The following is a 14,631-nucleotide window of genomic DNA, read 5'->3' as shown; positions in this document are numbered from 1 at the left end:
TGCCCGACATTCGTGCGCACGCTTCGTGAACCATTAAATGTCCATGAATATACTGGCATATAGCAAGTTAAAACTGCATTATTCCGGCTATGTCAAATTCATTCACTGCAACATAACGGTCATGAAACGCTTCCTTTACCTTTGTTTTTTATCCCTGATCCCTTTCTATGCCCGGGGGAACGACGCAGAAACGCCGGCCGGAATCGGGGCGACGGCGGAACATGTGAATTGCCTCGAAGCCGAGCACGGGAAATTGTGAAGGCATCACCTACACATGGACGACCAACGGCATCAATGCTTCGGGAGAAACCGTCAACCTGACGTCGCCATTACAAGTCGGGTTCTACGTACACCCGGAACGGACCGGGCCTCAACTAAATGGGGCAATTCATCGATATGATCACGCCCGACGCGGCCGGGACCTGCGTTTACACAGTTACCGCTTCAAAAGACGGTTGTGAAAGCAAGACGGTCGAATACACGCTGAACATCCAAAAGCTGCACTCCGCCTTTCACCGAGGACCTCAATGTGTGCCTGGAATCGGAGACCCAGGATGATTCCGCACCGGTAACCAGCGACCCGAACGCTTCCGGCAGCGGAACGAGGGGCGATGACAACAATTATCCGGTAGACGGGGTGCCGGCAAACGGCATATATCGGCTAAGGCTGCGTTATTCGGAAGTTCGAGCCCAATATCCCGGTCCGTCAACGGTGGTTTTATTTTCTATTCCACAACAATTCCCCCGACGAATAGCTGGAATATCGTTTTCCGCGAAGAAGTTTTTAACGTCGGAATAAAAAGCAGGTACGAATGTGGTAACAATTCAGGAAGTTCCCGGCGCCAGCATCAGGTAAAACGACGGATCACAAAAAGGTATTGATCACGCGGTAATAGCTGTCAGATTTCCCGATTTAAAAATACCGGCCAACTTCCCGTTGCTGGGAACCTGGCCGGTATTTTCAAGTACCTTGTGAAGCTCGTCACTCGACTTAAATGGACAAAGGCCATTAGAAGTTCTTTCGTTGTTTTCGCCCGAATTGTTCGGTAATCCGCAAGCTTAATGGTGACAGCCCAGGCGGGAAGCTGCGCGTAATTTTGCCGGCATAAACAACTAAAGACTGTCATGAAGTATTTATCACTCTCGTTTCTTTTCATTTGCAATTCGCTGTCATTTTCCGCCGCGGCGGAGGGAGGTTCCGCAATCACAGGAACTGTTTGGACGGATAAAAAGCCATACAACGGCTTATTCGACGCAGGCGAACAGGTTGTACCGGGGATTCTGGTCAAGCTGCTGAACGCGTCCAACGGACAGGTCGTTTCTACGGCCCTGAGCCAAAGCGACGGCGGGTTTTCACTTCCAACCAAAACGGACGGCAATTTTATTATCGAATACGTCTTCCCTTCGGAAGGATTTAGTGTCGCTTTGAAGCGCCAGGGTAACGACAATTCCATCAACAGCGCCGCCAATACTTCCGGCTATTCGGACCTCATAACCATTTCCGCCGGGGCGCCGGCTGACAGGTATGGGCTGGGCCTGGTTGCGAAGGAGAACACGATCACCTATTGTACCATGAAAACGCCGACCGTAACCACCTGGAAGGAAGACCTCCTCCTGCCCAAATCATCCGTAGCAGCCGTACCGGTGGGCGTAAAGATCTTCGCTGCGGAATCGGTTTGGCATCCCAGCATTGGAATAGAGAACCTGGGAACGCAGGATGCGTATGATATCTCCGTTCAGGGAATTATGAGCATGGAACTACCCCGGGGGGCTTTTCTTAAGATAAATAGCGATGTTCCGCGCAGTGGTATTTTACCAGCGTATGACGGTGTGCAGGATTACGCCGGCACTTCGGGAAGAACCTGGCTGGACGAGTTCTCCTATGCATCCTCCCGCTATGAGTACCCTCCGTTTTTAATAGACAATACTTTTTATGGTGAAGGAAATCTCGCCATCCCGACCGAAGCTAAAAGCGGCGTGACGATCGTGGGCAGCGGTAATCAGCAGACCGTTGTTCAGACCCACGTAAGCGCAGGCGCCTGCGTAGTGTACACATACGAGGAAGGTGCGCTGCCCGTAAAGCTGGTCTCATTCAGCGCCCGGCGGGAACAAGGACAGGTGCAGCTTGACTGGCAAACCGCCGAAGAGACCAATAGCAGCCATTTCATCATCGAACGCAGTAGCAACGGAAAAGACTTCTCGCCGATTGGCCGGGTAAAAGCGGCGGGAGAAAGCAGCGTACGCAACATGTATAGTTACAGCGATCTTTCGGCCACGGCGGGCAGTAATTTCTATCGCCTCAAAATGGTCGATCTGGACGAGACCTATGCTTATAGCCGGATCGTCGTAGTGAAACTGGATAGCCGGGCCGCTTCGTTGTATCCTAACCCGGCAATAGATGAAGTTTCGGTTGCCGATGCGGGCGATTCGTCCGTCACGAAAGTTCAATTCTTTAACCCGGGCTCGCAATTGGTGCTGGAAAGCAGCCAAAATCAAAATATCAATGTATCCGGAATACCTGCCGGCACCTACCTCGTGCGTACGGTCCGGTCCGACGGCACGGTGAATGTCAACCGTTTGGTAATCGCACGCTAGACTATACGCTGCTGTACTTTTGAATTTCGGGGCAACCACAACCGGATAAGGATGTGGTTGCCCTTTTTGCTACTCGATAAACCAGTGCATTTTCTTATACAGCTCGACCATATTCTCCACTTCCAGTTTATCCATGATCCGTTCTTTATAAGTGCTCACGGTCGACTGCTTCATCCGAAGCAGCACACTGATCTCCTTCACGGTAAGCCCGTCCAGCAAACCATGCAAAATGTCCTTCTCGCGGGGCGAGAGCTTGTCATATCCGTTGGTAGGCTCGTTCATTCCAAAATCCAGCAAATAGGCCTGCAACTTCGGGCTCAAATACTTTTTCCCGTCGAGGACGGTCTGCACTGCAATTTGCGTGTCGGCCGGCGAGGCCATTTTATGCAGGTAGCCGTCGGCACCCTCTTGCAGATAAAGCGGCGCATTGAGTACCTCGTCCCTGGATGTGTAGACCAATATCTTCACCTGCGGCCGCATTTGCCGGACTTCCCCGATTGTTTTGGGCCCGCTCCCTCCCGGAATGCTGAGGTCGAGGATCAGCATGTCGATCGCATGCTTATCCAGTATCGCTATCATCTGATCGTAAGTTTCCGCCAGATGTACCTGGCAGTCGGCCACCATCTTTCTGATTTGATAACTCAGCCCCAATTGTACCATCGGGTGGTCATCGACAATTAATATCGCTTTCATCTTTGACTTGCAGGGAGATCGGTCTGCCGGAAAACTGGCTGCGTCCCGCCAATGGCGGACATCCTCCAATCGCCCCGTTTATCCGCCAGCCGTTTCATTTTGCCTTCCATTAAGCTGGCGAATATACAGAAGACCATGTAATGCTACCGCATAGAATAAAATCGAAATTATTGACAACTCTAAGGCTGGCCGGATTTGCGGATGACCCGCCAACGCCCTTTATACACTTCCTAATCGATTTTTATGTAGAACAAGTTCGATAATTTCGTCCGGACATTTCGTCGGCTTGCTGACTTTTCTTCGTCAACATTTCTCCACGCCTCTATTTAGCTTTGCTTCTCGAAATAGTTGTACAACTTCACCGGAAATGTGATCGGCACTCGGGTATCCCGGAGCTTGACATATTGGTACCAGGGCATTGCAGGTAGGATCCATCTGTGAATAACCCAATTACTTGACAGCATCCGTGTTGACTCGGACCGGGAGCCTCCCCTGAGATTGTTGCGTTCGAATATTTTGTAACCAATTGTTTACTTAATACATCTTAATGTATATGAAAAGACAAGTAATTGATTTTAATGTAGTTCAGTTTTTCACCAATCACATTGAGTTATGCAAACACACCTACAATCAAGTTGCATGAACCTATGCGGCATACCGATCCGGAAAAAGTTGTGTACCGGGATGGCCTTGAAATTACCCCGGTACGCATGGATAAAAGCCCTGGCGGTATCGTTGCTGCTGATAACGGGCTTTCATCTGCAAGCCCAGGACGTAGGCTTGCAATGGGCAAATGGCTTTATATCTGCTGCGGGGCAGAATGGCGCTGCATATGCAGTTTCGACCGATGCTACCAAGAATGTATATGTAACCGGACTTTTCACGGGAACCGTAGACTTTGATCCGAGCGCCGCTACTGCGAACCTCGTGTCGGCCGGCAGCAATGATATGTTTGTCGCCAAGTATGATCCAAATGGCAAATACATTTGGGCGAAACGCGTCGGAGGCCCCGGTGTTGACGCCGGTTACGGAATACAGTCTGATGCGGCGGGGAATACCTACATTGCCGGCTATTTTGCGGGAACTGTGGACTTCAATCCGAATGCAGGGGTGAACAACTTGGTTTCCAATGCCGGAAGCCAGGATGCATATATTTTAAAACTGGACCCAAACGGTAACTACGTGTGGGCACAGCGGATGGGAGGCCCATCGGATGAATACAGCTACAATTTGGAAATTGCTCCTGACGGCAATGTCCTGATATCCGGTTATATTGGGCCAGGCGTATCTACCTTTGGAGCCACATCGCTGACTTCTGCCGGAGGAAACGACGGTTTCCTGGCTAAGCTGAGCAGCGGTGGAGTATTCCAATGGGCAAAACGAATCGGGGGGACCGGCCAAGACGTTCTTTGGGGACTGGATACTGACGCAGCAGGAAACATCTATGTCGGTGGAGCAGTTGGGGGCAACACCACCGGCATTGCTAGTATCGCCGGTAACGGTGCCTATATGCTGAAACTGGATAGTGGCGGTAACCTGATATGGTCGACCCTAAAAGCAGGTTTCAACGCTTACAGAGATGTCAAAGTTGATGCTAACGGTAATGTTTACGGAGGTGTTAACGGAATTGGGCCGGATGGATCAAGCCTGATTGCCTTTGACAACAATGGTAACCAGCTTTGGACCAAGGAGTGGGGAAACAACGTCAGCTATATCAGCGTGAGCCCGGACAACAAAGTGTATATCACTGGACGCTATTCAGGCTCGGCTACTTTTGGTTCACTGACCTTGACGACTTCGTCTCAAACCGATCAGGACATGTATGTGCTTCAAACGGATGCAACGGGAACTATCGGATGGGTGAAAAGCATCAAGGGAACCGGCGAAAGTGACAATCCGGTCTGGATTTCTGCCAATCAAGCAGGTGAAATCCTGGTGGCTGGTTGGTTTAGTCAGGTGGCGGACTTCGATCCTAATGAATGCGTCTACAACCTTTCATCGACGGCATCAACGCAAAACAGCGCTTTCGTGATGAAATTGACCGAGAGACCCTTCCCGGACGGCGTAGCCATTTCCGCAAGCACGCTCTCCCCGATGACGCAGGAAGCCTGTATTTTGGGTATCCCGCAGGTCATTCAGGGCAATGCGGTCGGCGTTACAGCGCCCGCGGGTTATTCGACCAGCATTTCCTACCAATGGCAGAAGGCCACCAGCCCGACCGGCCCGTGGACCGACATGGAAGGCGAAGTATTCAAAGACTTGCAGCCGCTGGCTTCCAGCGAAACACTGTATTACCGCCGGATCGTGCTGGGCAAAAGCTACTTCTGTCAGTTTGATTCGCTGGGTGTTTCCCAGGTGGCCTCCGTCACCATCGGCACCAATGCGGCGCCTCTCGCCAATGCCAACGGCCCTCAGTGGTACGTTTGCGGCACAGGCAACAACACCGTTACGCTGAGCGGCTCAGCCACCAGCGGTACCGGCCCTTACAGCTATCAATGGTACCAGGGCAGTTCCAACGGCGGTACGCTGGTGGGCTCGGCAGCTAATTTCACGACGCCGGCCGTAACCCAGGCGACTACCTACACCTTGAAAGTGACCGACGCTTCGGGTTGTATCGATACCGATCAGGTTACGATCGTGCCGGCCGTGGCCAATGCAGGTCCGGACCAGTCGTTCTGCCAGGGCAGCGGCGGTGTGCAAATCGGCTCGGCGCCGGTAGCGAGCCCCTCTGTGGTTTATGCCTGGACCCGCGTCTCGGGCAGCCCCATCACAACGCTAAGCTGTACCAACTGCGCCCAGCCAATCGCCAACCCGACCGCGGCGACCGTTTACCGGCTCACAGTCACAGTCACCAAAAAAGACGGGACTACCTGCTCTACCACCGACGATGTGACCGTCACCCCGGTTACCGCACCGGGCGGCACAACCGCATTCGCCGGTCCCGACCGCACGATTTGTATCAACTCGTCGGTACAGCTCGGTAGCGCTACGGATGCCACCTACGCTTATACTTGGACACCCGGCCAGTTCCTGAATGCAACCGACGTGGCGCGCCCTACATTTACAGCCGGCTCCTCGGGCCTCCCCACCTGCTCGGTCAACTACACCGTGACAGCCGTCAAGAACGGTTGCAGCTTTGTCGACGAAGTGAAGGTCTCCGTATTGAATTCCCAGACTTCCGATAGCGGCGATACCGAATGCGGCCCTCGCTGGGTAACCCACGAAGGGTTCCCCAACTGCCCCGAGGCCGTTTACAGCTGGACCGTCGTCAGCGGGAACGGAACGGTGCTCAGCACCCGCAACGGCGGGGCGGACGCTTACCTGAAAAGCAACGTGGGTACGACTAAATTCCGTCGCACCGTTACGCTCAATGGCGTTTCCTGCTCTTCGGATGTCGACATTATCATCTGCGGCGGCAATTGCGATGTTGAAATCGAGACGATCTCTTCACAAGGATGTCCCAAATCGTTCCCCGGCGAAGAACTGCGCCTGGCTCCGAAGTACATCAACACCACCGACTGGAATTACCGGTGGAGCCCCGCCAACCTGGTCGACAATGCGACTGCCCGTGAAGTGAAAGTACTGACCAGCAGCCCGGCAACGATCACGCTGACCATTACCAACAAGTATGATCCTTCCATTACCTGCTCGGAATCCATCGATATCAACCCGGCAGGCGCTGCCAAGCCGAATATCAATCTGGCCGATAAATTCGCTTGTTACAACAGCGCGACACCGATCGGCACCGACCTGGCCGGATTTGCCTACAAATGGAGCCCGGCGGTCGGACTTGACAATGACTCGATCCCTAACCCGATGGCAACCCTGACCGCAGATCAGCAGTACGTCGTGGAAATCGAGGACCTTGTATACGGCTGTAAAACAATCGACACGGTCAATGTGAAAGTGGCACGCGTGGTAGTCGACGCGGGCGTTGACCGCACCATTTGTAACGGCGCGACCGTCACCCTTGGAACGCCCGCCCCAACCGGCACCAACTGGACCTACGCATGGCAGCCCGCCTCGGCCGCCTGGACCAACGGCACCAATGCAAGCATGCCTCAGCCGCAGGTAGAGTTTTCGGCCACCGGCGGGCAGACGTTTATCCTGACGGTCACAGACCCCGAATCGGGCTGTATGGCAACCGACAGCGTTACATTGAGAAACGAATTGGTACCCGGTGAATACGCCAGCAAAGCGGACACGATCTGCCAGGGCGAAAGCATCCAGCTCGGCCGCGCGCCGGAACCTGGTGTGACCTATCTGTGGACAGGCCCCGGTCTGAGCTGTACGGATTGTGCCAACCCGATCGCAACGCCTACGGCGACTACCACTTACAGCCTGCAAATCAGCTATCCCGGCTGTACCGCTCCGATGATCGACCAGGTGACCATCACCGTCAACCCGGTACCTTCCGTTACGCTCAACGACGCGACTGCATGTTCGGCTGCCGGCGTAGCCATCGGTTTCGGCGCGAACGGTAACCCGCCGGCCCCTGCCGGCGCGACCTTCCTGTGGTCACCATCCACCGGCCTGAGCAGCGCCACAGCAGCCAATCCGACTGCCACCGTATCGCAAAAAACGACCTATTCCGTACTGGTAACCCTGCCGAGCGGTTGTACCTTTACCGATGAAATAGAGGTAACTCCGAATGCAGGCGCAGGCAGCGACGTAACCATCTGTCCGGGTGAATCCACCCAGATCGGAACACCGGCTATCGATGGGGCAACCTATTCATGGACCGGCGCGGGTATTGTAGGCACTGCCAATGTAGCCCAGCCGACCGTCAAACCAACGGCGACCACGACTTACACCGTAACCGTGACCACGCCAACCTGTACCAGCACCGATCAGGTGGTGGTGACCGTCAATACCCCTTCCGCGTTCAATATCACCGGTAATACCACCATCTGTGCCGGTGGCACCACCACCCTGAGCCTGGTGGGCGCACCCGCAGCCGGAACCAGCTGGCAATGGAGCCCGACCACCGGGGTGTCTTCACCGAATGCAACTTCAACGGTCATTACCCCGACGGCCACTACCACTTACCGCCTGACGCAGACCAACCTGGCTTCGGGTTGCAGCAACTTCAAGGAGGTAGTCGTAGTAGTGAATGCGAACACCGTTTCGGCTACCAGCACGCCGCTCGCGGTTTGCGAGGGGACAACTACCCCGATGACATTGAATGTGACTTCCACCGGTAACTATCAATATGTATGGAGCCCGTCGACGGGATTATCCAATGCATTTGTGGCTAACCCCACCGTTACGACCAACACGGCAAGGACCTATCAGGTGACCATTACTGACGCCGACTCCAAATGCCAGCTGGTACAATCCATTCCGGTGAGCATTAAGCCGGCCGTACAATGCCTTGCTCCGGTAGCCTTGCGCGGTAATGTATTCCACGATGCCAACGGCCTTACCGACGTGACGGTTAACACGACTTCGCCCGACCCGATCCCGACCGGCCTGTACGTTTCGCTGATCGGCAGCGACGGCACTCTGCTTTCGACTGTGCCCGTAGGTGCAAACGGCGCGTTCGATTTCGGCACGGTCAATGCCGATACTTACAGCATCGTCCTGCATCAGACTGCCACCGGATCTACCACGCCTTCGCTTCCCACAGGCTGGATCAATATGGGCGAAAACCTGGGCGCCGGTGCCGGCAGCGATGATGCCGTAAACGGTATCCTCACCAACGTGACCGTCCTGAATGTGGATGTGACCAATGCCAACTTCGGCGTCGAAGTCGCACCTTCGGCCGATCCCTACCACCGCATCATCGACCAGCCAAAAGTGGGGGACATCGTTAATTTGAGCGGCAATTTGCCCGAGCTGACCGGTAGCGATCCCGAGGACCAGCCCACATCCGGATCACTGAGCGGCAAAACAGTGGTAATCACCGTCCTTCCGACCAATACCACGCTCTTGTACGACGGGCAGCCGGTAATGTTGGGGGTAGAGATCAAAAACTTCGACCCGCTTAAATTGCAGGTCCAGTTTACCGAGGCGACCATCGGCGATATCAGCACTTCGTTTGAATATGCATGGGTAGATGCAGCCGGTGTATTGGGAACGCCTGCCATTTACAGCCTCGAATGGGCAGACCCTTTGCCGGTGACGCTGGTCAGCTTCCAGGCACGTGTTCAGGAAGGCAAAACGATGCTGGCCTGGGCAACGACCGAGGAGACCAATGCGGACCGCTTCGAGGTCGAGCACAGCACCAACGGCAAAACCTGGACCCTGGTAGGAACAGTTGCTGCCAAAGGCGAAAGCAAATCAAGGGTTGAGTATACATTCGAACATGCGCAGCCGGCGATTGGCGAAAACCTTTACCGTCTGAAAATGATCGATGCGGATGAAACCTTCGCGTACAGCGCCATCCGCAGCGTACGTATGGATGTCCACGCGCAGCTGACAGCTTACCCGAACCCGGTAAGCGAGAGGCTCATGATCCGCAATTATCAGCAGATCAAACAAGTCGTTTTACATAACGCTGCAGGTGTAAAGATCTTCCAGAGCCTGAAAATCACATCCGAGGGAATCGATGTGTCAAAGCTCCAGCAAGGTACCTACACCATTACCCTGACCCTGTTTGACGGCACTATCAGCACACACAAAGTGGCCGTGATCAGGTAGTCTTGATCCGAATCCGGGTAGTTGCTTACTACCCGGATTTTTCACTACCTATGAATACCTCCACCCACAACCCATTTTACGATGAACATTTTGGTCGTTTCCGACAACCCCCTTTTTTCACTGGGACTGCGATCAACCATAATTTCGAAGTTTCCCCTTACCACCTTCTTTGAAGCTAACTCCCTTCAACGGGCATGCGGCGCCACCGGACACACCCGTTTCGATCTGATGGTCCTGGATGCCGTCTCTACCAAAGACAGCAAGACAGTCGAGCTGATTAAGCAGATAAAAGAGCAACTTCCGGCCCCGGCGATCCTGGTGGATCTGGGCGACCAGCTGGCCGACCTGCACTTTTATATCCGGCTGGGCGCCAATGCATTTGTATCCGCAAGGGCAACTCCCGGGGAAGTCCAGGAAGCGGTAACACTTTTAGCTGCCGACCCGAACAACAAATATGTCAGCAGCGACATAGAGCAACTACTGCTTTCGCAACTGACGAGTAATTCGGTAACGATCAGGCTTACATCCAAAGAAAAAATTATCGCCAACCTTTTGATTTCCAGTAAGCCGCGAAGCGAAATCGCTCAGATAGCGGGCATTAACCCCAACGCGGTGAGCACCTATAAACGGGTTATTTTTGAAAAGCTCGGTATAGGGAATATTTCTCAATTAAGGGCGAAATTGCAGCCCGTATGCGATTATGGCTAATACCGGTCGGCGGGGCTGATACACTGCGGCCGCCATGTGGCCGCAGTCAATAGCGAATCCGGTCTTTATTTCACAATGCCGTTTGAGGCATTCATCCAGTCTGTCAAGATGAAAGTATTAATTATTGATGATCACTTCATGGTACGCAAGAGCCTGATATTCATGCTGCGAAATGCATATCATGAGGTTGAATGCGTCGAAGCCGATAACTATTACAATGCCGCCCCGCATTTTACCGATCCGGACATTTCACTGATTATTCTCGACATCGACATTCCCGGCGGCACCGGAACCGATATGGTGAAGGAAATCAGGGCGCTTCGCGACGATGTGCGCATACTGATCTGCTCGGCGGCGGATGAGGAACGGCTGGCCCTCGACTATATTCTTGCCGGGGCCAATGGCTACCTGGCCAAAGCTTCGGACGAGCCGGAAGCGACCAAAGCCGTTTCGACCGTTATGGACGGCAAGCGGTATGTGAGTCCCCTCGTGCAGGCGCAACTGCTCGAAGTATTCCCGTCACGGAGCGGCGTTCCCTTACCGGCTGCCGGACGGCTTTCGGAGCGTGAAAAAGAGGTTATGCACCTGCTTCTGAAGGGGAAATGGACCAAGGAGATTGCGGCGGCGCTTGGCCTGCGGGCCAATACCATCAGCACCTTCAAGGCCCGGCTCTTCCGGAAACTGGGCATCCAGAATCTTTTCGAGCTGGAACGAAGGGCGAAGGAACTTGGTGAGTTTTACTGATCCTTCGAATCCCGCACGTTTGACAGCCACTGTTCCCGGACTCAGGAAACAGACTAAGCTTTGATGCTTCCGGTATTAACTGCCTGCCTGCGAAAAGTCAGCACGACGCGCGTCCCGGGGTTCAGCTGTTCGATCCGGATGTTTTCGGCAACACTCGGGGCCAGCTCTTTGACCATCACCAGGCCGATGCCCTTATGCGTGGATTCCCTTTGGGCGGGTTCTTCGTCTTCGAACCAGTCCAGCAGCCTACGGGGAATTCCAGGACCCGAATCTTCAATAAAAAGCCGCAGAGAATCCGCCTGCGTCGATACGTATGCTTTGATCACGCCGTTGTCGGTGTATTTGTTAGCGTTGTCGATCACATTGTGGATGATGATTTTCAAAAGCGGTGCATTGGTCATCACGCAGGTATCCGGCGGGATCAGGTTCATAAAAGTATTCGGATAAATACGCGTATTTTTCCCATAAAGCTCCATATTCTCCTCCACAAGCCGGTCCAGGCAAACCATCTCATTCTCCGGCTCATGTTTGTAAACACGCAATTTAACATAAGCCAGAAGCTCTTCGAGCGACGCTTTGACTTGCTTCATGGAGTCTTCAACATTTTTACCCACCTCGCAGGCCAGATCGTATTGCCCCCTCCGGATCATTTTCTGCAGTTCCCCCGACACCATTATCGCGGCGCTGAGCGGTGACCGGACGTCGTGTGCAATGGACGCCATCAGGCGGGATTGAAGGCGCATCTGGCCCAGCACCTCGTCCTGCGATTTTTCGAGGTACTGCAAAGCACCACGCAACTGGCTGGTCCGCTCATTGACCTGCTTTTCCAGCAAGAGGTTCATTTTTCGTACCCTGACCGTGCGGTATTTGGCGTATTGGAACATGGCGGCGATCACGATAACAGCCAACGACACATAAAACCACCACGTCTGGTACCAGAACGGCGACACTTCGATCCGGATGGTTTCATAGGAAAAATTGTCCTTTCCGAATCCGTTTGTTTTCCTGACGAAGAGCGTGTACTGGCCTTTCCGCAATGTCGAGATACTGATGACGGCCTTGTTGCCGGATACCGCATCGACACTCAACCAGTCCGTTTCCGAAGGGACCGCCCCTTTTTCCTGTAAAGCATACGAAAATTCCAGATTGTGCCGGTTACCAAAAAACGGCGTAAGCAATTCTATCCGGAGCTCCTTCTGTTTTTGGGAAAACGTCACATCCCGCTGTCCCGTCGGCAAGGTATGCCGGTCTATTTCAATGCGATTGATGATAATCTGCCTGTCGGGGACTTCCGCCGCAACGCTTTCCGGCCTGAACCACACCAGCCCGTTCATCGAAGGAAAGGAAACGTGGTCCGAGCCGACCCGTACGGCACATGGCTCGCACCTGCCATTGAACTCGTTGCTGTTGAAGCCGTCGGCCTTTGAATACAGGTGGTAATACAGCCTGCCGCCATGGCGTGCAAAATTCAAAAGGTCCGCTTTCGACACCTGGAAGAGCCCGTGATTGGTGGTGATCCAGAAATACCCGTTACGATCTTCCAGTATGCAATGCGTATTGGCCAGATAGCCATTCCGGTCGAGTGGAAAGCGGGTCAGTTTTAAATCTTTCAACAAAAAAAAGCCGTCTTTATAACTGGTAATCCACACTTCCGACCCGTCGGGGGAAATATGCAGGCTTCTGACGTAAATGCCATCCAGGTCCTTTATTCTAACCATTTCGCCGCTCACTTTGTTTACACGCAGCAACCCATGCACAGTCGCTATCCACAGAAAGTTCCTTGATTGCTGTATCCATGAAACTTCCGGCAAAGGGCCCGTCTTGAATCGTACCGGGCGGGCACGGTCTTTCAGCGGGGCTTTAATATGGAAAATACCCGCCGCCTGCGTGCCGATCCAGATGGTTGCATCCGGCCCCTGGTATAGCTGCGTAATGCCCGACGGCAAGATCCACGAAGCCTTTATTTTCGATCCGTCCGCATTGATCAGCATTAGTCTGCTCTCATTTTTGCACCAGATATCGCCGTCCGTATCGACGACAATGCTGGTCTTGTCCCAGCCTACGCTTTTCGTAACGAGCGGCAGCTGACGGGCCACGCCGCGACCATCCACGGGATCGATTCCGTAAACAATTCCCTGGCTTGACAACACACTGTGTTTACCTATCGGTGCCTGACCATAATATACCTGATCGGTGCCCGGGAAGGGAGTGGCAAGTGTGACAAATCTTTTTTTGGTAAGAACGAACAGCCCGTTGATATGGCTACCGAGAAAGATCCGCTCCGTTTTTCGGTCATAGTACACCGCTCTGACGACGTCTCTGGAAAAATCGAACCCTTCGAGAATCAGTTCCGAATCCAGGTTCCCGTTTCCATCCTCCGTTACAGCATATAATGACTGATTTAAACGGATGAATGTTTGATTGGCTGCATTGTTCCAAAAAATTTCAAAAGTACGGGGATCATTAAAAGCAGGACTGCGGACCAGTGCGCCCCGAAATACGGCCCGCCTTCCCTGAAAACGCCCGGAAAGCGCACGAAAGCGGTTAAGTTGCCCATTTTCCCAGTGATAAAGGCTGTTGTCAATCCGGAAAAAACCCCAGGGGTGCTTGTCGGGAAACGGGATGTGCCCTGCCAGCCGGTTGTTATCATAATAGCCTAATTTCTTCCGATCGTAAACAAAGTAGCGGCCTTGCCCCATCGGGGCCACAAATGGCCCCAGACCGGGCACATCGTCGAGTTTAGGCAGGCGTTCCAGCAGGTGCCCTTTGTGCTTCGTCGGATATGGGAAAGGTAGTTTCCTTAGTTCGGCAACAAGCGCTGTGTCGGCAACGGCGATGCCGCGGTTAATCCGGATGAAATTGTGATCACTATTAACAGCGTAGAAGCCCCGGGAGCCTGGCCGTGGATCGATGCCGATATTTCCGATGCTGCCCGACGAATATGTACTACCGAAATTGTCGAAAACGGTAAATTCATTCCCATCGAAACGCACTAAACCACGCTCCGTCGATAGCCAGATAAAGCCAAGCTCGTCCTGTACCACCGAATAAACGCTATTCTGGGGAAGGCCGTTTTCGTCGGTATAATGCTCTAAGTAAAAGCGGCTGACATGGCTATCAGGTTGCTGCCGGCCGTAAGCCGGTAAAGACGGGACAGAAACGAATAGCAGAATCGGAAAAACACGGAGGATAAAATCGATCACTTATAGCAGATAACATTGTTGAATAGCAATGCCGAAATTAGAAATT

Annotated in this window: 7 protein-coding genes; 5 read left to right on the top strand and 2 right to left on the bottom strand. The window is 53.3% G+C overall.

Annotated features, from left to right (window positions below):
- Positions 1-43: 43 nt before the first annotated feature.
- Positions 44-259 carry a hypothetical protein gene (locus tag ABV298_RS22095; protein ID WP_353718330.1) on the top strand — a complete coding sequence of 72 codons (216 nt, stop codon included), beginning with the start codon at positions 44-46 and terminating at the stop codon, positions 257-259.
- Between the two features lie 866 nt (positions 260-1,125).
- Entirely contained in the window at positions 1,126-2,595 is a 1,470-nt protein-coding gene (locus tag ABV298_RS22090) for an SdrD B-like domain-containing protein (protein ID WP_353718329.1), read from the top strand.
- 69 nt (positions 2,596-2,664) lie between these two features.
- Here the strand turns inward: ABV298_RS22090 and ABV298_RS22085 are convergent, their stop codons facing one another.
- Entirely contained in the window at positions 2,665-3,288 is a 624-nt protein-coding gene (locus ABV298_RS22085; protein ID WP_353718328.1) for a response regulator transcription factor, read from the bottom strand.
- A 684-nt stretch (positions 3,289-3,972) separates the two neighbouring features.
- Between ABV298_RS22085 and ABV298_RS22080 the strand changes: the two genes are divergently transcribed.
- The 3 genes from ABV298_RS22080 (at position 3,973) to ABV298_RS22070 (ending at position 11,382) form a co-directional block, all read left to right on the top strand.
- The gene (locus tag ABV298_RS22080) at positions 3,973-9,930 is read left to right on the top strand and encodes a T9SS type A sorting domain-containing protein (RefSeq protein WP_353718327.1); all 5,958 of its coding nucleotides are present in this window, start codon (positions 3,973-3,975) and stop codon (positions 9,928-9,930) included.
- Positions 9,931-10,011: 81 nt separating this feature from the next.
- Positions 10,012-10,638 (top strand): response regulator transcription factor, encoded by a 627-nt coding sequence (locus ABV298_RS22075; protein ID WP_353718326.1) that lies wholly within the window; start codon positions 10,012-10,014, stop codon positions 10,636-10,638.
- Positions 10,639-10,746: 108 nt separating this feature from the next.
- Entirely contained in the window at positions 10,747-11,382 is a 636-nt protein-coding gene (locus ABV298_RS22070; RefSeq protein WP_353718325.1) for a response regulator transcription factor, read from the top strand.
- Positions 11,383-11,435: 53 nt separating this feature from the next.
- On the opposite strand, the gene ABV298_RS22065 is transcribed toward ABV298_RS22070, so the two are convergent.
- Positions 11,436-14,585 carry a two-component regulator propeller domain-containing protein gene (locus ABV298_RS22065; protein ID WP_353718324.1) on the bottom strand — a complete coding sequence of 1,050 codons (3,150 nt, stop codon included), beginning with the start codon at positions 14,583-14,585 and terminating at the stop codon, positions 11,436-11,438.
- Positions 14,586-14,631: the final 46 nt, after the last annotated feature.

Source organism: Dyadobacter sp. 676, assembly GCF_040448675.1.
Classification (GTDB): domain Bacteria; phylum Bacteroidota; class Bacteroidia; order Cytophagales; family Spirosomataceae; genus Dyadobacter.
This window is presented reverse-complemented; position numbering and strand designations above follow the sequence as displayed.